Here is a 22,038-nt window from a genome sequence, read left to right as displayed (position 1 = left end):
CGTCGGTTTCGGACCACTGACTAGAATAGATCGCCCTGTGGAGCCGGTGCCGCTTTCGGCCTGGCGACCGGCCTGGGTCGGGGCGCGCCTTCGCCCTCGATCCGCGCACTCTTCGAGCCGTCAGGGAACACCAGCGTCACCGCCTGTCCGGGCGACAGGACGGCGGCCGAGGACACCATGACACCGGTCTCGTCGTCGATGCGGGCGAAGCCGGGCCTGGGTCGTTTCGGGTCGAGGGTGGCCAGGGCGCGAGCGAGGGCGGTGAGGCGGGTCTCGGCGCGCTCGATCGACTGCGGGATAGTCCGGGACAGCCGGGCGGAGACCGTCTCCAGTCGTGAAACGCGCTGGTCGAGGCGGCGGTGAATCGGGTCGAGCGTCAGTCGGCCGGCGACGCGCAGCAGGCGGCGCTCGTGCAAGGCGGCGTTGGCACCCAGCCCTGCGATCAACCGTGTCGACTGGCTTTCAAGCCGCGCCGTTCGCTGCTCGATCGCGCGATCGAGCAGGGCCGGGGCCAGGCGGCCGCCGACAGCGATCAGACGCCGGTGATGCAGTTCGGTGTTGCGGCCGAGACCGGACGCCAGGCGGCTTGAGGCATGGTCGAGGCGCTGCTGGGCCAGAGCGACCAGTTCCTCCGGCCGGGCGGGCAGGCCTCGCGCGACCGAGCGCAAACGCACGCGGCGGTCTTCCAGTAATCGCGCGCCTGCGCGGTCGAGGCGGCGTTCCAGATCGGAGACGAAGGCGCGCAGGTCTGCGAGCACGGGCGTTGCGAGCTCGGCGGCGCCGGTGGGTGTGGGGGCCCGGCGGTCGGAGACGAAGTCGATCAATGTCGTGTCGGTCTCGTGCCCGACGGCCGAGATGATCGGAATGGCCGCCGCGGCCACAGTGCGGGCCAGGCCTTCGTCGTTGAAGCACCACAGGTCCTCGACCGACCCGCCGCCTCTCGCGACGATCAGCAGGTCGGGCCTGGGAATGGGGCCACCCGGGGTCATGGCGTCGAAGCCGCGGATTGCGGCGCCGACCTGGCCGCTGGCGGCATCGCCCTGGACCACCACCGGCCAGACGATCACCCGGCAGGGCCAGCGCTCTGCGATGCGGTGGAGAATGTCGCGGATGACCGCACCGGTCGGGCTGGTGATCACGCCGATGGTGCGGGGATAGAGCGGGACGGGCTTCTTGCGGCTGGCGTCGAACAGACCCTCGCCGCTCAGTTTGACCTTGAGCCGTTCGAGTTGGGCCAGCAGGGCACCTGCGCCGGCCGCCTCCATCGATTCGATGACGATCTGATAGGACGAGCGAGCCGGGTAGGAGGTGATCTTGCCGGTGACGATGACCTCGAGGCCGGTCTCCGGCTGGACGCCGAGGCCGCGCACCGAGCCTTTCCAGACCACGCCGTCGATGGCGGACTTGTCATCCTTCAGCGTCAGATAGATGTGGCCGGAGGCGTGGCGATTGACCTTGGACACCTCTCCACGGAGCCGGACGTGGCCGAAACGGTCCTCAAGCGTGCGCTTGAGGGCGAAGGACAGCTCGGAAATCGACAGGGGCGGATTGTTGTCGCCGACTCCCTGGCTTTGGGGGGCGGCCGGCTCCGGGTCGGTGGGGCCTGCGAAGAAGTACTCGTCGGTCATGGCGCGACTGTAGCGTCGCCGGGGAGGTGCGGAAACCGCTGCGTTCAGCCTATATCGGCAGGATGAACGACGATCGCATCCCCCGGCGCGATGAGGAAAACCCGGACGAGCGCGAGCTTTCGCGGCGCAGCGGCGACTCGGGAGTCAGAATCTGGGTGGTCCTGGGGCTGATCTTCATGCTCGCCGCCCTTGTCTATGTGGTTTCCGCCCTGCTCTGAGCGTCTGCGGCCTTGACCGGCGGGGCCTGCGCGGCCATTCCGCGCGCATGGATATCCTGCTGGTCGGATCGGGAGGGCGCGAGCACGCCCTGGCCTGGAAAATGCGGCAATCGCCGCTGGTCGACCGCCTGTTCTGCGCGCCCGGAAATCCCGGCATCGGCAAGGTGGCCGAATGCGTTCCGGACATCCGCGCCGACGATGCCGAGGGTCTGGCCCGGCTGGCCCGCGAGCTGAAGGTCGGGCTGGTCGTCGTTGGACCTGAGGTCGCCCTGGCGGCCGGATTGGCGGACATGCTGAATGCGGCCGGCATTCCCTGTTTCGGCCCCAGCGCCAAGGCGGCGCAGCTGGAGACCTCCAAGGCATTTTCGAAAGCCTTCCTGGAGCGGCACGAGATCCCGACAGCTCACTACGGCGTCTATGATCGGGTCACGGATGCCAAGGACGCGCTCAAGGTCTTCAAGCCGCCTTACGTCATCAAGGCCGACGGACTCGCGGCCGGCAAGGGGGTGGCGATCAGCCCTGACCGCCGGGACGCCGAGGCCGAGATCGAGCGGATGCTGGGCGGGCGGTTCGGCTCGGCCGGGTCACGCGTCGTGATCGAGGAATTCATGGAGGGCGAGGAGGGATCCCTGTTCGCCCTGTGCGACGGCAAGCGCGCAGTCCTGTTCGGCGGGGCCCAGGATCACAAGCGGGCCTTCGACGGCGACCTGGGACCCAACACGGGCGGCATGGGCGCCTATTCGCCCGCTCCGGTGTTCGACGAGGCTCTGGTCACGGCGGCGAACCGCCGGATCGTGCAGCCGACCCTGAAGGCGATGGCGGCCGAGGGCGCTCCCTACAAGGGGGTCCTCTATGCCGGGCTGATGTCGACCGAAGAAGGTCCGAAGGTCGTCGAGTTCAACGCCCGCTTTGGCGACCCGGAGTGCCAGGTCCTGATGATGCGGATGGCCGGAGACATCGTGCCCTATCTGCTGGCCTGCGCGCGCGGGGACGTGTCGCGCCTGCCGGAGCCGGAGTTCAGGCCGCAGACGGTGATCTGCGTGGTCATGGCGGCCAAGGGCTATCCCGACAGCCCGCTGGAGGGCTCGATCATCCGCGGTGCCGAGCAGGACTTCGGCCCGCACGTCCAGGTCTTCCACGCCGGCACCCAGCGGCGTGAGGACGGGACCCTGGTCGCGGCGGGCGGGCGGGTCCTGAGCGTCTGCGCCGAGGGTGACGACATCGCCGAGGCGCGCGAACGGGCCTATGCGGCTGTCAGGAAAATCGACTGGCCCGGTGGCTTCTGCCGCACCGACATCGGTTGGCGCGCGCTGGAGCGCGAGTAGCCCCTAGGCGTAGGCGAACAGCAGACGCCCTTCGCCCATTCGCTCCCGCAGCATCGGCAGGTCGGTGTGGGCGGTTGAGAAACAGCCATAGCTGCGGCCCAGCTTGCCTTCGCGGGCCAGGAAATCCGGATCAGCGTAGTCGGCACCGTGGACGATGATGGCGCGGTCGCGGGCGAGGTTGTTGGAATACTCCAGCCCGTCGAGCAGGACGTTCGGGCCCTGCTGCGAGCCCCAGCCCGCGCCTGCGGTGGCATAGGCACCGACCGAGGACATGTAGCTTTCCGGCGTGTTCGAGAAGGTGCGGGCGAAACCGGAGTGTTCCGGGTCCGAGCCCCGGCCGTGGCAGGTGCGGAAGGCGGTGACGCGGCCGCCGATCAGGTCGACCTCGAACAGGCGGGCGTCCCCTGAGAATTTCTGGAAATCGACCAGATACATCCGGTCACGCAGGGTGATCCTGTGGCTGTGAACGTCCAGCGCCGCCATGGCCCGGCTCATCAGCTCGGGCCGGACCAGTCGGCCGGGATCGAGCGGCGGCGGGGCGATCTGCGGAAGGCGCGGCAGTGGGGGCGGCGGCGGCGCGGCGGCCAGCACGATCGGGGTCTCGACGACGGCGGCAGGTGCGGTTGCGCAGCCGGCGAGCACCGCCGAACCGCCCAGAATCAGACCCCGTCTCGATAGCCGCATGCGACGCCCTTCGTAGCGGTTATGCCGAAGCGATGACTTGTTTCACAAATGCGCCGCCGGGTTCAACCGGAGCCTTGGCCTAAATCCGCCGAGGCGTATGGTGACGTCAGAGTAACAGGGAGAGGTTTATGAAGTTCGTCGCACTGGCGGTCGCCGCCGTTTTCGCGCTCGCCACGCCTTCGCAGGCGCAGCAGGGCCCCGCCTCACAGGCTTTTCCCGCGAACGGGGAAACCACGTTCGTTCAGGCGGGGCGGCTTCTGGCGGACCCCGGAAGCGGTGTTGTGCTGCGAGATAAAACTCTCGTGATCGTAGGGAACCAGATCACGGAAATCCGCGACGGCTTCGTCGGCGAGGGCCCGAATGTCGTCGATCTGCGAGATTCCTTCGTCCTGCCGGGGCTGATCGACAGCCATGTGCACCTGACCTCGCAGCAGAGCCCGACGGGGCGGCTGGACGCGGTGACGCGCGACGCGGCGGACGGGGCCATTATCGGCGCGGGGTTCGCGCGAAAGACTCTCATGGCCGGATTCACGACCGTGGCGGATCTGGGCGCCAGCAACGACGCGATCTTCGCCCTGCGCGACGGGGTTCGACGGGGCGACGTGCCGGGACCGCGGATCATCGCTTCCGGCTCCTCCGTTTCGATCCACGGCGGCCATGGCGACATCAACGGCTATCGCGATGATATCATGCACCTGTTGTCATCCGAGAGCGTCTGCTCGGGCCCTGAGGACTGCATGCGGGCGGTTCGGACCCAGGTCCGGTCGGGCGCCGACATCATCAAGATCACCGCGACCGGCGGCGTGCTGTCGAACACGGCCGCGGGCCTTGCCCAGCAGTTCACCGACGCCGAACTGGCCGCCATCGTCGAGGTCGCGCACCGGATGGGGCGTCAGGTGACGGCCCACGCCCATGGCGTGGACGGGATCAACGCCTTCCTCCGGGCCGGCGGGGACTCGATCGAACACGGCACCTATCTGGACGACGAGTCGATCCGGCTGTTCCGGCGCGAGGGCGTCTATCTGGTCCCCACCCTGCTGGCCGGGGACTTCGTGGCGCGGGTGGCGTCGAGCCCGGGCAACTTCTTCACCCCCGCCCAGACGGCCAAGGCGCTGGAGGCCGGGCCGAAGATGCTGGACATGGCGCGGCGGGCGCATGACGGCGGGGTGCGGATCGCCTTCGGTACCGACTCGGGCGTTTCGGCCCACGGCGACAACGCCCAGGAGTTCGCGCTTCTGGTGCAGGCGGGAATGACGCCGCTGGAAGCCATCCAGGCGGCGACGGTCGTAGCGGCCGGGCATCTGAGGATCGCCGACCAGGCCGGGCTGATCGCACCGGGCCGTCCGGCAGACATCGTGGCGGTTCATGGCGATCCCCTGACCGACGTCACGACGCTGGAGGCTATGGCTTTCGTGATGAAGGGCGGGGTCGTCTACCGCAACGACTGAGCCAGGAAGGCCGCGAACGCCGCCTCGTCCTCGAACCGGGCGGCGACGGGCCATGAGACCACACGGGTCCGCCAGCCGGGAGGCAGGCGGACCCAGTCTTTTTCAGTCGTGACCAGACCCGCGTCGAACACAGCGGCGCGGTCGGCCAGGAACGCGAGGTCTTCCGGCCGGTATTCGGCGTGGTCGGGGAAGGGCGCAAAGTCCTTCAGGTCGCAGCCGGCGGCGATCAGTGACCGCTCGACCTTCCACGGCTTGGCGATCCCGGCGAAACCGACCTGGGGCCCTGACGGGGGCGCATGGTGAGGCTCCAGCCGGGCGATGAAAGTTGGCAGGCCGTCGAAAACGGCGAGCAGATCGGGATCGGCGGGCGGGCTGTCGGCGGGCAGCAGGACGATGACTGCGTCAGCGCGGGCCAGACCGGCGGCCAGCGGCTCGCGCATCGGACCGGAGGGGAAGACGGAGCCGTCGCCGAACGGCCATTCGTCTTCGCGCGTCTCGCCATCGACGACGATGAGGCTGAGGGTCTTCCTCAGGGTCGGGTTCTGGTGGGCGTCGTCGAGGACGAGGGTTTGGGCACCCGCCTCGACGGCGGCGTGGGCGCCGGCGACACGGTCGGCGGAGATCCAGGCGGGGGCATCGCCAGACAGCATCAGGGGTTCGTCGCCGACGTCGGCGGCCGTGTGGATCGCGGCATCGACCCGGAGCGGGCCGGTGAGCCTGCCGCCGTAGCCGCGCGACAGGGCGTGGGCGGCGATGCCTTGCTGATGCAGCAGGCGCAGGACCTCGCGGGCGACGGGGGTCTTGCCGGAGCCGCCGACGGTCAGGTTACCAATGGAAATGACCGGGACGCCGACATCCACCGGCTGTGCGCGGCCGATGCGGCGGGCGGTGGCGGCGGCCCAGATCCACGAAACGGGCTTCAACAGGGTGCGGGCGACGCGGCCGTGGCGGCCGTCGCGCTGATACCACCAGCGGGGGGTGGAGAGCTTCATCGGCGCGGCCGGGCCGCTGGCGGCAGAAGCGGCTGGAGCGCGTCCCAGAGGCGGTCGAGACCGGCACCCACGTCGGCGGCGGCGCTGCGGGCGCGCTCCCCCATGCCCCGGGCGGCGGCGGGATCGTTCAGCAGGGGCGCGACGACGCCGGCGAGGTCGCCGGGCGAATGGACGACGGCGAGGCCCCCGGCCCCCACCAGATCAGCGGTCACACCCTGCCAGTTCGAGGCGTCCGGACCGGTGACGGTCGGCTTGGAGAGACGCGCGGGCTCCAGCGGATTGTGCCCGCCCCAGAGCTCGCGCCCGAGGAAGGAGCCGAACGAGCCTCCCATGACCACGACATCGGCCAGACGCAGGAACAGGCCGAGCTCGCCCAGGGTGTCGGCGACATAGATGTCCATCCCGGCGTTCGGTTGGCTGCCACGCGACCGCAGGGCGAAACGATAGCCGTCGCGGGTCAGGGCGGTGGCGATTTCGGTCCCGCGCTCGGGGTGGCGCGGGACCAGAATCAGGCACAGGCCTTCCGCTGCATGATCGAGGGCGCGGACGATGGCGATCTCCTCGCCCTCGTGGGTCGAGGCGGCGACGACCACCGGACGGTCGCCGATGGCGGCGCTGAGCGAGGTGAAATCCGAGGCGTCGTAGGGCAGGGGGGCCCCGGAGAGCTTCAGATTCACCTCGCCGTCAACGCGGGCACCGAGGCTCTGGAGCCGGGCCGCCGAGGTGTCGTCCTGGGGCATGAGGACGGTGAAGGCGTCCAGCAGTGTGCGGACCGAAGCCGGGACGCGGGCCCAGCCGGCCGCAGTCTTCCCGGTGATACGAGCGCTCACCAGAGCCAGCGAAATCTTCCGGTCGCGGGCGGTAAGGATCAGGTTGGGCCACAGCTCGGACTCGACGAAGACGCCGAGCGACGGACGCCAGTGATCGAGGAAGGCGGCGACGACACCGGGCGCGTCCACGGGGGCGAATTGGTGGATGACACCGGGCGGCAGGCGGCGGGCCAACAACTCCGCTGAAGTCACCGTGCCGGAGGTGACGAGGATGGTCAGGTCGGGCCTGGCCCTCGCGATCCGCTCGACCAGGGGCAGCAGGGACAGGGTCTCCCCGACGCTGACGCCGTGTAGCCAGACGAGGTCGCCGTCGGGCCGCGCGACGCCGGCGACGCCCAGGCGTTCATCGACGCGGACGGGATTTTCCTTGCCCTGTTTGACGCGGGCCGCGAGCAGCCAAGGGACGAGCGGCTCCAGAGCCCGGGTCAGCAGGCGGTAGGCGCGGAGAGGCAGGGTCACAGCCGCTTCAACCCCGTGATCGCGTCGGCGCGGGCCTCCACGGCGGTCAGGCGATCGCCCCACGGACCGACCATGTCCGCGATGGCGGCCCCGTCCGGGAAGCGGACGAGATCATAGACGACCGCGCCGCGTCCGAAGGGCAGGGGCAGGACGGCCCGGTCCCAGCTGCCGAGGCGGATGGCCGGGTTGCAGCTCATGCCGATGATCAGCACCGGGGCACCGGACATTTTGGCCATCAGAGGCAGGCCTTCGGCCATCACGCATGCCGGACCTCGGGGGCCATCGGGGGTGATGGCGAGCCCCCCGACCTTCAGCTGTTTCAGGCCGTCGCGGAGCGCTCGCGCCCCGCCCTTGGCGACGTCCGCCTTGTCCTTGTTGGCGGAGGAACCGCGTACCGCGGGGAAGCCGAGGAGCGCCAGCGCCCTGGCGATGAACTGTCCATCATTGCTGAGTGAAACCAGCGCTTTGGTCGGCTGACCTCGTGTGTGATCCCAGCAGGCAGGGCAGAGGGCGATGCGGGAGTGCCAGAAGGTGCAAATCACGCCGCCGCCGTCATCCCAGACCTGTTCGGCATGCTCGCGCCCCTCGTAGGTCCAGCGCGTGGTCGCGACGCAGAACCGCATCCAGCCAGCGAGCACGAAGGACAGGATGGTCTGGATGATCGGGTTGCGGAGCGGCCTCACGTCAAGCCACCGTGGCGACGGGTGGCGTTCCGTCGAGCGATTGTTGTTTCGCCAGCCGGCTGTAGAGGCCGCCCTTCCGGACGAGACTGGCATGCGTGCCGGTCTCGACGACACGGCCGGCTTCCAGCACCACGATCCGGGTCGCGTGGCGGACGGTCGACAGCCTGTGAGCGATCATCAATGTTGATCGACCGGCCATGAGCCGCTCCAGCGCGGCCTGGACCAGGGCCTCACTCTCGGTGTCCAGGGCGGAGGTGGCCTCGTCGAGCAGAAGGATCGGCGCGTCCTTGAGGAAGGCGCGGGCGATGGCGATGCGCTGACGCTGGCCGCCCGACAGGCGCATGCCGCCTTCTCCGGCACGGGTCTGGTAGCCCTCCGGCAGGGCGGTGATGAAGTCGTGGGCGGCGGCCGAACGCGCAGCCTCGGCGACCTGCTCCGGCGTCGCATCGGGGCGGGCATAGGCGATGTTGGCGGCGATGGTGTCGTCGAACAGGAAGGGTTCCTGGGTCACCAGGGCGATACGGGCGCGCAGATCCGACAGGCTGAGATCACGCAGGTCGGCGCCGTTGATGGTCACCTTGCCCGAGGTCACATCGTAGAACCGTGGCAGGAGGCTGAGCAGCGTCGACTTGCCGCCGCCGGACGGACCGACAAGGGCGACGGTCTCACCCGGCGCGACGGTCAGGGCGACCCCGGAGAAGGTCGGGGCGGCGGCGCCGTAGCTGAAGGACACGTCGTCGAAGACGATCGTCGCCGGGCCGGACGGCAGGGCCTTGGGCGCGGCGGCCTCGCGGATCTCGGGGGCGATGTCCAGGGAGGCGAACAGGCGGCGCGCTGCGGTCATTCCCTCGGCCATCACGGTCTGGAGATTGGTCACCTGTCGCAGGGACTGGCCAGCGGACATCAACAGGCCGACGTAGGCCGCGAAAGCGCCGACGGTCATCTGGTCCTGGCGCGCCTGCCAGCCGGCGTAGGCCATGACGGCGGCGACGATCAGCATGGCGACGAGGTTGGAGAAGGGGCCGGCGAAGGCTCTGGAGTCGGCGGACTTGATCACGTGGCGTTGGCGGCGGCTAACGACCTCACCGACACGGGCTTCCTCGGCGGCCTCGCGGTTCTCGATCTTGATCAGGCGGACGCCGTCCAGGTTCTCCATCAGGGCGGTGGAGAGGTTCTCGGTCTCGACCATGGCGCCGGTCGTAGCCTTGCGCATCCGCTTGCCGAAGCGGCGGATGACCAGGGCAATGAGTGGCGCGCCGAGCAGGACGATCAGCGTCAGCCGCCAGTCGGACCACGCCATGTACAGGATCACCGCGATCAGGGTCAGACCGTGCTGGGTGTATCCGACGACCCCGTTCGTGAAGGCCTCGCGTACCAGGTTGGCGTCGAACAGGACGCTGGAAACAAATGTTCCGGAATGCTGGCTGCGCAGCCGGGCGAGGTCGGCTCGGATCATGGAGCCGAACAGTCGCACCTGGATGTCGCCGACGATGCCGTGCCCCAGGCGATTGACGAGTGCGGCCTGGCCGAGCGAGGCCGCCGTCCAGATCAGGCCGATGCCGACGATGATGGTCGGGATGGCGACCAGCGCATGCTGCGGCGGCACAACGAACAGACCCGCCACCTTCACCGGCTGGCCGAGAAACATGCCGTCAATGGCGGGCTGGAGCAGTTGCAGCACCGTGGCGGCGCTGAGGCCCGCAACCGCCGCGCAGAGCAGAGATACGATCAGGGCCGCCTTGCGGCGGGACAGGTAGTCGCGCCAGATGCGGCCGATCAGGGGGCGCGAGGCGGCGTCCTCCTGCGGAACGGTCGGGACGGGCGAAGTCATCCGCCCGAGGTCGGACGGCCCGCCCCGCAAGTCAAGGGATCACTCCGCCGCGTAGTGCCTCAGTTTGAAAACTTGGGGCGGCGGCAATCGGGCGCCCCGCGCCAGTCACAGAATTGAGCGGCTGGCCGGGATTGGACATAGGAGCACGTTGCCATCGAGAGTGAGGTCGTGTCCTGTGCGATCCGCTTGCTTGCTTTGGAGACATGCCATGCTCGACGTCAACCGCCGCCTGATGACGCGAAAGTCCGCACCCGGCGAGACACGGATCGAGGTGATGCCGCCCAAGAGCGAACTCTCTGAAGGGGAGGTCGTTTTGGCGCTTGACCGCTTTTCCCTGACGACCAACAACATCTCCTATACCGCCTACGGGGATACGATCGGCTATTGGCGGTTCTTTCCGACTGGCCATGACGACTTCGGCCTGATGCCGGTCTGGGGTTTTGCCGACGTCGTGGAGTCTCGGGTTGCCGGGGTCGAGGTCGGCGCGCGTGTGTTCGGTTACTTTCCGATGGCGGACACGCTGGTCGTTCAAGCTGGCAAGGTCAGTCGGGACGGCTTTGCGGATGTGGCACCCTGGCGGATCCCACTGCCAGACATCTACAATCGCTATACGCTCTGTGCGGGAGATCCCAATTATTCGCCGGCGCTGGAGAATAGTGAAGCCCTGTTCCGGCCGCTCTTCATCACCTCCTATACGGCCGTGGATTTCTTGCGGGAGAACGCATTCTTCGGCGCGCGCCAGATCGTGGTGTCGAGCGCTTCGAGCAAGACCGGCTACGGAGCTGCCTACTGTATGGCGGATGACGATGTTCGCCTCGTGGCCTTGACCGGGACTCGCAATCGCGATTTTGTCGAAGGGCTGGGCATCTATGACGCCGTACACGGTTATGATGAGGTAGAAAGCCTGGAGACCGGCCTGCCCACCCTCTACCTCGACTTGGCGGGTGATCCCGGATTGCGCCATCGGGTGCACGAGCGGTTTGGCACGAACCTGGTCTACGACTGCCTGGTAGGCTCGACCCAGGCCGATTCCATGTCACGCGCGGATCCGGGTTTGCGCGGCCCCCGCCCGATATTCTTTTTCGCTCCCCAGAGTCTCGGGCAGCACCGCGAAAAGGGGACACTCCTGGCCTTTCTTGAGCGCTTCCAGTCAGATCAGCGCGGCTTCTTCGAGCGGGTCGTGGATTCTGGCTCGCCGTGGATCAACATTTCGGAGCACACGGGCCTTGAGGCCGCAGCCAGCGTCATCCGCGATCTCGTCTCTGGGGCCGCGGATCCGATGCAGGGCGCGATCGTCCGGATCGCTCGCTGACGTTTGCTGGCGGACTGTGACCTGGCACTTCGCCCGCAGACGTAGCGCGGCTTATGTCCGGTGCTGAGGATAGGCTGGCGAAAGTTGGAATGACCGGGTCCGGCGAAAAGCTTCTGGTGCTCAGCGTGTGTCTGTGACCCTTGGATTTGGCTCCGTTTCCAGCCCTTCGACTCTAACCGGCATTTCCAACTGAGACATTACCCTCCGCCAACCTTCACTCGGAGGGGGGCGGGATGTCGGTGTCTGTGATCACCGCCGTTCCGTTTCCCCCGACCAGCGGTTCGTCGGACGGGAAGCGCGGATAGGACTGGCCGTCGAACGAGAGCCTGGCCTCATAGGGGGGCGGGCCGCCGCCGCCGGAGACGGTGACGCCGATGTCGGGCAGGCCGTTGGTCGAGGTGGCGAGCAGGCGCACCGGGTTGCTGACGCGCGAGACATTGCCGATCTGTTCCCAGCCCGCCGCGCCGGGGCGCAGGATCAGCAGGTTGCAACCGCCCGAGCCGCACCAGTTCATGCCGACCAGATAGACGAGGGCGATGCGTCCCGGGCCTTCGCCCACGACCCGGACGACGGTGCGGGTGGTGGCGGCGTCCTCGCCGAGGACGGTCGCGATGGCTGTTCCCAAGGCGGGGTCGTTGGCCTGGGCGGCAGGGGCTTGAGACGCGGCGGGAACGGCCGGGGCCGCGGCGTCGGCCGGGGCGGTCACGGGTTCTTCGGCCGGCGAGCAGGCGGCGAGGGCGAGGGGCGCGAGGACCAGGGCGAGAGGGATCAGACGCATCGAAGGGACTCCACAATGACACAGGTCGGTCGCTGCGATCCTGCACGGGATGACGCAGGCTGTCGCCCCATCTATGTCTGACCCGATGGCGCGATTTGATGTGAGCACGGAGGTCGGGCGGCGCGCGGCCGAACGGGACTTCTTCTGGAACGACCACGCCTTCCTGCGTCTGGCGTTTTCCAATGCCCACTGGCTGGGGCCGGATCTGGTGCGCACCAACCAGCCGTCACCGCGCCAGCTGGAGGGCTGGGCGAGGCGGGGAATCAAGACCGTCATCAACCTGCGCGGCGAGCGGGACGAGGGCTACTACTGGCTGGAGAAGGCGGCCTGCGAGCGTCTTGGCCTGACTCTCATCGACGCGCCGCTCGATTCGCGCGATCCGCCGGGCAAGGATCGGGTGCGGCGCGCGCGCGACCTCTTCCAGAGCATTGAGTATCCGGTCCTGATCCACTGCAAGTCCGGAGCGGACCGGGCCGGGCTGATGGCGGTCTTCTATCGTCACTTCCACCTCGGCGAGCCGATCTCGAAGGCGATGAGCGAGCTGTCGAAGAAATACCTGCACAGCCGCGAGGGGCTGACCGGCGTACTCGACCACTTCCTCGAGACCTATGTGAACGAGGTCGAGCCGACCGGGGTGGGCTTCATGGAGTGGGTCGAGTCGGATGCCTACGATCCGCAGGCGATGCGCAAGGACTTCCGGGCAAACTGGTGGGGGACCTTGCTGACCGAAAAGCTGCTGAAGCGAGAGTAGACTTCAGCCCCAGGGGCCGGTGCGTTCGCGCTTCTGCTCCGGCGTTTCACCCGTCGCTGCATCGTGGCGGGCCTTGCGGTCGGCCTCCCATTGCCGGAACCATTTTGCATAGCCGCGCTCGCGACCCAGAACGATCAGCCACAGGGCCAGCGTGGCCAGCAGGCCCACAAGGCCGGCGATCTGGGCACCGTCGAGGGTTGTGCCGAAAAGGGTCACGAGGCGCGCTCCATAGGGTTCGTATCCGCCGACGCGGCCTCGGCGATGACGGAGGGGGTCAGCACGGGCGCGTGGGCGAAGGGGTCGACCTCGATCGGGGCGACTTCCGCCGGAGTGACGGGGTCGCTCCAGGCGACATCATTGTCGACGATGACGTCCTGTAGGGTCGTCGGCCGTCGGGTGGCGAAGGCGACGATGCCGACGCCCAGCGCCAGCAGGGCCAGAACGATCAGGGTCGGGATCATGGAACGCTCCTTTCGCGAGCAACCTAGCCATTTACAGCGGGAGCGTCGCCGCGACGGTTCCGCCTGCGACGATCAGGCCTCGCCGCGCGGGTCGATCATGCGGTGGGCGTGCAGGATGAAGAAACGCATGTGGGCGTTGTCGACGGTGGCCTGGGCCCGGGCTTTCCAGGCCGCTTTGGCCTCCGCGTAGTTCGGAAAGGCACCGACGAACTCGACCTTGGACAGATCGCGGAAGACCGGAGCGTCGAGGTGGCGCAGTTCTCCGCCGATCACGAGGTGAAGCAACTGGGGATCGGAGGCGTTGGGGGCGTCTGTCATGGGGCGGGTCCGCAGATGGGAAGATCAGGTCGCCAGCGGGATAGGCGTTGTGCGCCGCAGGATCAACGGGTGCAAGGCCGGCGCGGCGCAGACGAGGCTGGCCTGGCGCGGGTCCGGGCGGTTGAACAGCCACGGATGGCCATGGTGATCGCTGACCGTGGCACCCGCCTCGCCGGCGATCAGGGCCCCGGCGCAGACGTCCCAATCCCATTTCGGCGTCAGGGCGATGGCCGCGTCGAAGGCCCCTGAGGCGACCAGCGCCATGCGGTAGGCGAGGGCGTTGCGCTTCTCGTAACGCATCGGCGGCCAGGGCTCGGGCCAGTGCGGGCCCTCCATCAGGCGGGCGTCGGCGAGAACGGCGGCATCGTCCAGCGTATCGACGTCCGAGGCCGCGATCCGTCGGCCATTCAGACGGGCACCGCCGCCGAGTGTGGCCTCATAGGTCTCGCCCGTGGCGGGCACATGGATGACGGCGGCGACGGGCCGTCCGTCCTCGACCACCGCGATGGGCACACACCACCAGGGCTGGTTCTTGAGGAAGGCGACTGTGCCGTCGATGGGGTCGACGACGAACAGGCGACGACGGGACAGGCGGTCGGTCGTGTCGGCGGTCTCCTCGGACAGCCAGCCGTAGTCCGGTCGCGCTGCCAGAAGCCGGTCTTTCAACATGTTGTCGACGGCGATGTCAGCGTTGGTGACGGGCGAGCCGCCGTCCTTGTGGGTGATCTTCAGGCCGCGATCGCGCTCGGCCTCGGCCAGGGTGCCGGCGGCGCGGGCGGCGTCGAGGATCAGGGCGAGGTCTGCGCCGGGATCGATCATTTGCCTGCGATTGCGACGCCGTCGATCAACAGGGACGGGCTGTTGAAGCCGCCCCGGAACTCGAGGTCAGAGCCGGGCACGAGCCGCATCCACAGGTCGGCGAGGTTGCCGGCGACGGTGATCTCGCTGACCGGATACGCCGGCTCGCCGTTCTCGAACCAGTAGCCTGACACCCCGGCGGACCAGTCGCCGGTGTTGGCGTTCAACGAGGGGCCGAACATGGAGGTGATGACCAGGCCGGTCGCCGCCTGGGCCATCAGTCCGTTCAGGTCGGCCTCGCCGGGCGTCAGGTGCAGGTTGTGGGTCGAGACGCCGGAGGGGCCGACGAGGCCGCGGGAGGCGTGGCCGGTGGACTTCAGGCCCAACTGGGCGGCGGCTGACGCGTTCAGAAGCCAGGTGGTCAGGACCCCGTCGTCGACCAGATGGCGGCGCTCGACCGGCGAACCCTCGTCGTCGAAGGGGGTAGAGGCCATGCCCCGGATACGGAACGGGTCATCCACCAGGCTGAGACCCTTGGGCAGGATCTGCTGGCCCATCCGGTCCTTCAGGAAGGACTGGCCGCGCGCGATCGAGGGGCCGGAGATGGCACCGAGCAGGGGCGAAAGGACCTGCGCAGCCACGCGTCGCTCGAAGATGACGGGCGCGGTGGTCGAGGCGATCTTGCGGGGCCCGAGCTTCTCGACCGCACGGCGACCGGCCTCGGCTCCGATACCGTCGGGGCCGGGCAGGTCCGCGAGCCATCGGGTCGAACGGCTTTCGCCGCCGCGCTCCATGGCCCCGTCCTTCTCGGCGATAACGCCGACGCCGAGCGAAAATCCGGTCGCGGCATAGGCCCCGTCGAAGCCTTCGGAAGTGACCAGCCGCCAGCGGCTGGAGGCGGTGCTGGCGTGGCCACCCTCGGACTTGGAAACCCCGGAGACGGCGAGGGCGTGGCCTTCCGCCTCTCGGGCGACCTGTTCCAGTTCGGCGGCGGTGCGTTCGGCCGTGTCCGCGAGCTGCAGGTCGGGGAAGGGGCCGCGCGCCAGTCCAGTGGCGGGGACCAGGGCGGCGTAGGGGTCTTCCGGGGCCAGCCGGGCCATGGCGACGGCGCGCTCGATGAGCCGCTCACGCGTGGCGGCCGAGAGGTCCGAAGCGGACACCGTGGCCTGTCGCCTGCCGATGAAGACCCGCAAGCCCAGATCGCGGCTCTCCTCGCGCTCGACATCCTCGAGGGTTCCGTTGCGGACTCCCACGGCCAGCGAGGACCGTTCGGCGGTGGCGGCCTCTGCGGCGTCGGCTCCGGCCCTCAGGGCGGCGGCGACGACATCGTGCAAGAGGTCTTGCTGAAGGTTGGGGGCGGGGAGGCTGTCAGGCATGGCCCGATATGGCGGACCCGGACCTCCCCCGCAACGCCCCTAGCCCTGCGGCGTGCCGACGAAGGCGTGGACGATCAACATGGCAGCGGCCGCGGTCAGGGGCGTCCAGGTCAGGACCATGCCGAAGACGCGTCCGGCGGTGACCTTCGTGTTGCTCAGACCGAAGCCGTGGATCAGGCGGCCGAGAAACAGCAGGCCGCCGAGGACGTGCAGGACATAGGACGGCATCCCCAACAGGGTCAGGACCGCCAGGGCGCCGATGGCGATCGGCGTGTATTCGGCGGCATTGCCGAACACGCGGCTGGCCAGAATGACGGTCGCATTGGACCCGTCGCCCAGCAGGACCTTGTTGCTGCGCCGGGCCAGAGCGACCCGGACGCCCAGATACACAAGCCACAGGATCATCAGGCCGCTCCACAGAGCCGTCGCCTGAGCCGCAGTCATCTCCGTCAGCACGTCCATTCTCTAGTCCTCCCGTCCGACCGGATAGAGCCGGTAGCGGTCATCATAGAACGGGGTTCGTTCGTAGAACCACGCCAATCTGGCATCGCCATTCGCGGCGAACGCGGGCTCGGCGGCGACCTTGGCCTCGAACTCCGCCTTCAGCGCCGGATCGGCCGCCATCATGGCCTCGGCCAGGGGAGCGATGGCGTAACCCTCGATGTATTCGACCCGGCTGAGAATCTCCGGGAACATCCCCCAGGCGAAGAAACTCTCGCTGGACTGGGGCTCAAGCAGCAGGACGGCGATGTCGCCCAAGGGCTGGTCGGTCGGCACGCGGACCGAGCCGGGGGCAAAGGTCCAGTCGCGGCGTTCGGGCGTGACCTCGGTGACGGTCATCTGGACGTGGCCCTCGTTGACCCGGGTCGCCAGGACGGGGTTGTCGAGGCGCAGCAACTCGACGGAGACGGTGCGGGGCGCATCGAGGGTCTCCAGCGTCAGGCCATGGATCCGGAGGCGCTCGATCAGGTCGGGGCGGTAGGCGGGCACCCAGTAGGCGGCGGGTCGGCGCAGGCTGAGCGACGGGCGCGAACCATAGTAGGGCACCTGCCAGAGCTCGGGGTCGGGCCGGCCCAGCCAGCGGATCTCGGTGCGGCCCGAGGCCGGGCTGTCATAGGTCTCATACAAGACGCCCCTGAAGGCGCGGGTCTGGTGCGGGGTCGGGTCAGGCTCGAAATTGGCAGGGATTTCGGAAGGGCGCAGGGCCTGGTCAGCGGCGATTGCGGCACGCAGGGGTGCGACCTGATCGGACAGCAGGCGCAGCGAGGCTTCGAGGAAGACATAGGTGCCGAGGACGCGCTGTTCGTAGGGTTTGAGGCTGTGGTTCTCGATCAGGACGGTCGGCACGTGCGCGGCCGCGCCCCAGCCGTTGGAGAAGCGTTCGCCGAGGCCCCCGTCGCTGAGGCCGGCCCGGGGGTGCTCGTTGTCGATGCCGAAGACGAGGGGCCCGGGGATGTGACCCTGGTCTTCAAGCGCCGCGTTGATTGCGGGTTTGAAGACGTCGTCCAGCCAGGCGGACCCTGCCGGCGAGCGGCTGAAGGCGTCGAACTCGCCGTTAAAGCCGTAGGTGATGTCGTACTGGTAATCCATGCCGTCGGTGACGTGGATGTCGAGGTAGAGGTCGGGCTTGAGACCGTTGATGAAGGTCCGGAGGGCCCGCATCTCCGGCTGGTCCAGCTTGAGGAAGTCGCGGTTCAGGTTCTGGTTCGTGCCCGTATTGCGCCAGCCCTGGATGCGGGGGCCGCGCTGGTTCGGACGGCTGTAGGGCGAGGCGCGCTCATGACCATCGACCGAAAGGATGGGGATCAGGACGAGGTTGGCATGGTCCAGCAGGTCGCCCTTGTCGCCGAACGCCATGTCGCGCAGCAGCATCATGCCTGCGTCCTTGCCATCGATCTCGCCCGGATGGATGCCGGCCTGGGCCAGCAGGACGGGCTTGCCGGGGTCGAGGGTCGCACCGTCCCTCGAGGCGATGACGGCATAGATCGGGCGGCCCTCAGGCGACACGCCGAACTGCTGAATGCGGATCAGGTCCGACGCCGCGTCCAGCCGATCGAACCAGGCGCGGGTGGCCGCATAGTCGGGGCTGAAATCATGTGCCGGATCGCGTTCGAACTCGGTGATCCACGGATTGGACGGGTCCGCCAGAAGGGCACGACTGGCCCCGTCCCACGCGAGGGCGGGCGGCAGGAAGGGCTGGTCCCAGGGGGCGATAGTGGGAAGCGACTGGGACATGGCGGGGGTCACGCAAGTGGCTAGGGCGGCGAGGGCCGCGGAGATCAGGATCGGGCGCATGCGCGTCTTCGTCGGCCGATCCTGTCCCTCTGGCAAGTGTCAGCTCCCAGTCGCGGGCAACCAGGCACCGTCGGCGATGAGGATCGCCCCTGCACGGACCATGTTCCACAGGGTGTAGGCCAACACGATCAGCAGGGCCCCGATGACGACCGGCCGCGAGGACGAAAATGCTGCGGTTGCCGTGCAGGCGGCAAAGAGGACGACTCCGACCAGCAGTCTCGGTGTCCAGAGGGCGGCCCATGCCGGGTCGGCGAGTGCCAGAAGGCCGAGCAGCGCCCAGACCATGGCATTGGCGGCCAGCACGCAGCCAAATACGACCCGACGATGGGCCCAGAAATGGTCGTCCAGATTTATGCGCGTCTCGACGCCCTCGGCCGTCACCCGCGGAAAGGTGACACTGGCTGCGACGTAGAAGGTCGCGGCGATGACCAGGCCGATCAGCAGCAGGGCGGGGTTGAACGGTGCCCCGCGAAAAAACCGCCATGCCTGGTTCCAGAAGGTCGCCAGGTCGACGGCCACGAACACCGCCAGAAGCGGGGTCAGCCAGCCGAAGCGGACGCGATGCCGCTCATGCAGGACGCGGGAGAAGCCGCCGACCAGCTCGGCAACCGACAGGCCCAGCAACAGGCCGTAGAAGCTGAAGAAGAACTCGAATGCGCTCACAACGGCTCCCCGACCCTTGCCTCAGGCTCCAGATTCTAGCGAGAGCATGATTCACGCTTCATGTCTGACCCGCTAGGCGGGTCCACCAGAAGCGATCATGCTCTAGCGAAGGTCACGGGGGGGGCGCCCCCGCCCGACGATCAGCCGCGACGGTCGCGCTTGCGGGTGAGGCGGTCGACGGTCCCCTGTTCGTCCTCGAGCCGCTCGCGCAGGTCTTCAATGCTGGAGATCTGTTCCGGGGTCGGCGCGGTCAGGGCTTCCAGCGTCTCGATCTGCGACTGCAACTGGAAAACGGCTTCCTCGGCCTCGAACAGCCGGTCCTCCTCGCGCGCGGTCAGGGCGGGGCGGGGTGCCTCACGCATGCGCCGGCTGTCGCCGCCGCGGCCGGCGAGAACCTGGGCCTCGGCCGTCGCCGGAATGGAGGCGGCCACCGGCGCGGCGATGACGACAGCGAGCAGGGCGACAAGCGGAAGTTTCATGACAGGCCTCAAAAGGGGACAAGGTATGGAGGCGGGAACCTAGATTACATATCGGTCATCTGAAAAGCGATTTTCGGCCACAATCGTCGAAGAATTCGATGTCGCTATTTCCAGATCGGCGTCTCGTCAGCCCTGCGTCACCGCGCCATGCAGTTCCGAAAAATCGCCACGCTCCAGCCGCGCCGCCGGGATGAACAAGAAGATCGGATCGGCGTCGTTGATCCAGAGATTCATTGGCTTGTTGGACTGGATCAGGAGCAGCAGTCGAAGCTGCGCCACGTCGGCCGTCAACCGGTCACGGTTGTCGAGGAGGAAACGGACGTCGGCGTCGTCGGCGTCGGTCCATGGCCGGTAGATCTGGCCGCTCTGCAACCTGTGACCGGTGGCCTTCAGCTGCTCCCACGCCTCCCAGCTTTCCACGAAATCATAGGCCGCCAGACGGGGACGGCCGATCTGGCGGCCGTGGATGGCAAGGCGAAGGTCTGGCCCGCCGATATCAAAGCCTTCACCCAGCCACTGGCCGACGGTTCCCTCCGGCGTCGGCCACAGGCCATCGTGGAAGGCGTCCATGTCGGCCTCGGGTGCCAATGCCTCGACCTCGGCATCGAATCGAAAATCGAAGGGCGGGACATTGATCCCGGGTGCGAAGGCGGCGACGCTGATCGGGTTGAGCCACCCGGAACAGGCACCGTACTCGTCGGTGTGCGCCGGTGGCGTCAGGCGCTCGAGCGCAACGTCGGGCGGGGTCAGGATCGCCTGCACACGGACGGGGTCGGCCGCGCTGTCGATGAAGTCGACGAACACGGACAGCAGGCCTTCGGGGGGCAGGTCTGTCGCGCCTGTCCGGGCGCGAACGTCGGTGAGATCGAACTGTCCGAGGAAGCTGCAGGCCCCATGTTCGCTGATGGGCCAGGCGTTGCCGACGGGCAGGTCGGGCGCACCGCCCAGTCGCGTGGTCCCGAGCGGCGCATCGGAGGCGGGGCCGCCCGCGATCATGTGGAAACAGGGCGTGCTCCGGGAGAGAATCACCTCGCGCGCAGCGCCGAGACAGCAGCGGTCGATCAGTGCGTTCAGATCGTCGAGTGACCCCAAAGGTAGCTGCGCCGCCCGCCGTTTCGGGGGCTGGAGCTGCGTCGCAGCCACACGATTGAACCGTCGTCTCAGCCAGCCCCACATCGGTCTATTTCCAGATCGGCGCGCCGTCGCCCGGCAGCCCCAAGCGGTCCCACATCCCCGACACCCGCTCGACGACCGCCTCGTCCATCCGGATCTCCTCGCCCCAGTCGCGCTTCGTCTCGGGCGGCCATTTGTCGGTGGCGTCGAGGCCGATCTTGGAGCCGAGGCCGCTCTCGGGGCTGGCGAAGTCGAGGTAGTCTATCGGGGTGTTCTCGATCAGGGTGATGTCGCGCGCCGGGTCCATCTTGGTGGCCATGGCCCACATGACCTGTTTCCAGTCGCGGGCGTCGATGTCGTCGTCCACGACAATGACCCACTTCGTGTACATGAACTGCCGCAGATAGCTCCAGACGCCCAGCATTACCCGCTTGGCATGGCCGGGATAGGCCTTCTTCATCGACACCACGGCGATGCGATAGCTGCACCCCTCGGGCGGCAGCCAGAAGTCGGTGATCTCCGGGAACTGGGCGCGCAGCAGGGGGATAAAGACCTCGTTCAGCGCCTCGCCGAGTACGCTGGGCTCGTCCGGCGGGCGGCCGGTGAAGGTGGTCAGATAGATCGGATCGCGCCGCATGGTGATGGCGCTGACCTGGAAGACCGGGAAGGTCTCGACCGAGTTGTAGTAGCCGGTGTGGTCGCCGTAGGGGCCCTCGGGCGCGTGCTCGTCCAGCAGGACGTGGCCTTCCAGCACGATCTCGGCCTGGGCCGGAACCATCAGGGGCACGGTCTTGCAGGCCACCAGCTCGGCCCTGGCACCGCGCATGAGCCCGGCGAACTGGAATTCGCTCAGCGTGTCCGGCACCGGCGTGACGGCGGCCAGGATGGTGCCCGGATCGGCTCCCAGCACGACGGCGCAGGGCAGGGGGCCGGTCTTGCGCTTCTTGTGGCGGGCATAGTGTTGCGCCCCGCCGCGATGGGCCAGCCAGCGCATGATGGCCCTGTCCTTGCCCAGCACCTGCATGCGGTAGATGCCGAGGTTGAAGTCGTCCTCGCGGTCGTCCGACGGACCTTTCGTCACCACCAGGCCCCAGGTGATCAGGGGCGCGGGCTCGCCGGGCCAGCAGGTCTGGATCGGCAGTTTACCGAGGTCGATCTGGTCGCCCTTGAGCACGACCTCCTGCACCGGGGCGGACTTCACCACCTTCGGCCGCATGGCCAGCACCGACTGGGCCAGCGGCAGCATCTCCATGGCGTCGCTGAGGCCGCGCGGCGGGGTCGGATTCTTGAGGAAGGCCAGGAGTTCGCCCACCTCGCGCAACTCGGCGGCCGTGGTGCGGGATTTCTTGTCGAGCGTCACGCCCATGGCGACGCGCTTCACCGTGCCGAACAGATTGGCCAGGGCCGGGATCGGGCTGATCGAGCCGTCGGGCATGACCGGCTTTTCGAACAGGACCGCGGGGCCGCCGTTGCGCAACAGCCGGGTCTGGATCTCGGTCATCTCCAGTACGGTGGAGACGGGCTCCGACACGCGCACCAGTTCGCCCGAGGCCTCCAGCTGGGCCATGAAGTCGCGCAAGGATTTGTAGGCCATGG

23 protein-coding genes are annotated in these 22,038 nt (G+C 68.2%); 5 read left to right on the top strand and 18 right to left on the bottom strand.

The window, feature by feature from the left end; translation table 11 throughout:
- Positions 1-20 precede the first annotated feature (20 nt).
- Positions 21-1,628 (bottom strand): exodeoxyribonuclease VII large subunit, encoded by a 1,608-nt coding sequence (gene xseA, locus ACW18A_RS08705; RefSeq protein ID WP_492021336.1) that lies wholly within the window; start codon positions 1,626-1,628, stop codon positions 21-23.
- Positions 1,629-1,690: 62 nt separating this feature from the next.
- Here xseA and ACW18A_RS08700 point away from each other — a divergent pair, with 62 nt between their 5' ends.
- Both ACW18A_RS08700 and purD read left to right on the top strand, forming a co-directional pair.
- Positions 1,691-1,846, top strand: coding sequence for a hypothetical protein (locus tag ACW18A_RS08700; protein ID WP_492021335.1), 156 nt, complete (start codon positions 1,691-1,693; stop codon positions 1,844-1,846).
- Positions 1,847-1,893: 47 nt separating this feature from the next.
- Positions 1,894-3,171, top strand: coding sequence for a phosphoribosylamine--glycine ligase (gene purD, locus ACW18A_RS08695; protein ID WP_492021334.1), 1,278 nt, complete (start codon positions 1,894-1,896; stop codon positions 3,169-3,171).
- A gap of 3 nt (positions 3,172-3,174) precedes the next feature.
- On the opposite strand, the gene ACW18A_RS08690 is transcribed toward purD, so the two are convergent.
- Positions 3,175-3,855, bottom strand: coding sequence for a murein L,D-transpeptidase catalytic domain-containing protein (locus ACW18A_RS08690; RefSeq protein ID WP_492021333.1), 681 nt, complete (start codon positions 3,853-3,855; stop codon positions 3,175-3,177).
- Between the two features lie 128 nt (positions 3,856-3,983).
- Here ACW18A_RS08690 and ACW18A_RS08685 point away from each other — a divergent pair, with 128 nt between their 5' ends.
- Positions 3,984-5,303: a metal-dependent hydrolase family protein gene (locus tag ACW18A_RS08685; RefSeq protein WP_492021332.1), complete on the top strand. Its 1,320-nt coding sequence runs from the start codon at positions 3,984-3,986 to the stop codon at positions 5,301-5,303.
- Here ACW18A_RS08685 and lpxK read toward each other — a convergent pair.
- Genes lpxK through ACW18A_RS08665 form a run of 4 tightly spaced genes read right to left on the bottom strand, consistent with a single transcriptional unit; the run spans position 5,288 to position 10,098 of the window.
- Entirely contained in the window at positions 5,288-6,295 is a 1,008-nt protein-coding gene (gene lpxK / locus ACW18A_RS08680) for a tetraacyldisaccharide 4'-kinase (RefSeq protein WP_492021331.1), read from the bottom strand. The genes ACW18A_RS08685 and lpxK overlap by 16 nt on opposite strands.
- The gene (locus ACW18A_RS08675; protein ID WP_492021330.1) at positions 6,292-7,584 is read right to left on the bottom strand and encodes a 3-deoxy-D-manno-octulosonic acid transferase; all 1,293 of its coding nucleotides are present in this window, start codon (positions 7,582-7,584) and stop codon (positions 6,292-6,294) included. The genes lpxK and ACW18A_RS08675 overlap by 4 nt, the downstream gene beginning before the upstream one ends.
- Positions 7,581-8,267, bottom strand: a complete 687-nt coding sequence (locus tag ACW18A_RS08670) for a lysophospholipid acyltransferase family protein (RefSeq protein ID WP_492021329.1) — start codon at positions 8,265-8,267, stop codon at positions 7,581-7,583. The genes ACW18A_RS08675 and ACW18A_RS08670 overlap by 4 nt, the downstream gene beginning before the upstream one ends.
- A 1-nt stretch (position 8,268) precedes the next feature.
- Entirely contained in the window at positions 8,269-10,098 is a 1,830-nt protein-coding gene (locus ACW18A_RS08665; protein WP_492021328.1) for an ABC transporter ATP-binding protein, read from the bottom strand.
- Positions 10,099-10,306: 208 nt separating this feature from the next.
- Between ACW18A_RS08665 and ACW18A_RS08660 the strand changes: the two genes are divergently transcribed.
- The gene (locus ACW18A_RS08660) at positions 10,307-11,410 is read left to right on the top strand and encodes a DUF2855 family protein (protein ID WP_492021327.1); all 1,104 of its coding nucleotides are present in this window, start codon (positions 10,307-10,309) and stop codon (positions 11,408-11,410) included.
- Positions 11,411-11,624: 214 nt separating this feature from the next.
- Here the strand turns inward: ACW18A_RS08660 and ACW18A_RS08655 are convergent, their stop codons facing one another.
- A complete protein-coding gene (locus tag ACW18A_RS08655; RefSeq protein WP_492021326.1) occupies positions 11,625-12,188 on the bottom strand; it encodes a COG3650 family protein in 564 nt (187 codons plus the stop codon).
- 85 nt (positions 12,189-12,273) lie between these two features.
- Here ACW18A_RS08655 and ACW18A_RS08650 point away from each other — a divergent pair, with 85 nt between their 5' ends.
- Positions 12,274-12,939 carry a protein tyrosine phosphatase family protein gene (locus ACW18A_RS08650; RefSeq protein ID WP_492021325.1) on the top strand — a complete coding sequence of 222 codons (666 nt, stop codon included), beginning with the start codon at positions 12,274-12,276 and terminating at the stop codon, positions 12,937-12,939.
- Positions 12,940-12,942: 3 nt separating this feature from the next.
- On the opposite strand, the gene ACW18A_RS08645 is transcribed toward ACW18A_RS08650, so the two are convergent.
- The 11 genes from ACW18A_RS08645 to ACW18A_RS08595 all read right to left on the bottom strand — a co-directional run bounded on the left by ACW18A_RS08645 (position 12,943) and on the right by ACW18A_RS08595 (position 22,036).
- Entirely contained in the window at positions 12,943-13,155 is a 213-nt protein-coding gene (locus ACW18A_RS08645; RefSeq protein WP_492021324.1) for a hypothetical protein, read from the bottom strand.
- Positions 13,152-13,400 carry a hypothetical protein gene (locus ACW18A_RS08640; protein WP_492021323.1) on the bottom strand — a complete coding sequence of 83 codons (249 nt, stop codon included), beginning with the start codon at positions 13,398-13,400 and terminating at the stop codon, positions 13,152-13,154. Before ACW18A_RS08640 ends, ACW18A_RS08645 begins: the two co-directional genes overlap by 4 nt.
- 72 nt (positions 13,401-13,472) lie before the next feature.
- A complete protein-coding gene (locus tag ACW18A_RS08635) occupies positions 13,473-13,718 on the bottom strand; it encodes a DUF4170 domain-containing protein (RefSeq protein ID WP_309627613.1) in 246 nt (81 codons plus the stop codon).
- A gap of 24 nt (positions 13,719-13,742) precedes the next feature.
- Entirely contained in the window at positions 13,743-14,537 is a 795-nt protein-coding gene (locus tag ACW18A_RS08630) for a 3'(2'),5'-bisphosphate nucleotidase CysQ (protein WP_492021322.1), read from the bottom strand.
- Positions 14,534-15,892: a TldD/PmbA family protein gene (locus ACW18A_RS08625; protein WP_492021321.1), complete on the bottom strand. Its 1,359-nt coding sequence runs from the start codon at positions 15,890-15,892 to the stop codon at positions 14,534-14,536. The genes ACW18A_RS08630 and ACW18A_RS08625 overlap by 4 nt, the downstream gene beginning before the upstream one ends.
- 39 nt (positions 15,893-15,931) lie before the next feature.
- Positions 15,932-16,354 carry an MAPEG family protein gene (locus tag ACW18A_RS08620; RefSeq protein ID WP_492021320.1) on the bottom strand — a complete coding sequence of 141 codons (423 nt, stop codon included), beginning with the start codon at positions 16,352-16,354 and terminating at the stop codon, positions 15,932-15,934.
- 3 nt (positions 16,355-16,357) lie between these two features.
- Positions 16,358-18,187, bottom strand: coding sequence for a M14 family metallopeptidase (locus ACW18A_RS08615; protein WP_492021319.1), 1,830 nt, complete (start codon positions 18,185-18,187; stop codon positions 16,358-16,360).
- Between the two features lie 39 nt (positions 18,188-18,226).
- Entirely contained in the window at positions 18,227-18,850 is a 624-nt protein-coding gene (locus tag ACW18A_RS08610) for a hypothetical protein (RefSeq protein WP_492021318.1), read from the bottom strand.
- 140 nt (positions 18,851-18,990) lie between these two features.
- Entirely contained in the window at positions 18,991-19,329 is a 339-nt protein-coding gene (locus tag ACW18A_RS08605) for a hypothetical protein (RefSeq protein WP_492021317.1), read from the bottom strand.
- Positions 19,330-19,455: 126 nt separating this feature from the next.
- A complete protein-coding gene (locus tag ACW18A_RS08600; RefSeq protein ID WP_492021316.1) occupies positions 19,456-20,421 on the bottom strand; it encodes a DUF1963 domain-containing protein in 966 nt (321 codons plus the stop codon).
- 88 nt (positions 20,422-20,509) lie between these two features.
- Positions 20,510-22,036 (bottom strand): UbiD family decarboxylase, encoded by a 1,527-nt coding sequence (locus tag ACW18A_RS08595; protein ID WP_492021315.1) that lies wholly within the window; start codon positions 22,034-22,036, stop codon positions 20,510-20,512.
- Positions 22,037-22,038 lie beyond the last annotated feature (2 nt).

The sequence above is a fragment of the Brevundimonas sp. AVps5 genome, assembly GCF_058681515.1.
The sequence above is the reverse complement of the archived record's forward strand: the minus strand, read 5'-3'. Positions and strand labels throughout refer to the sequence as shown.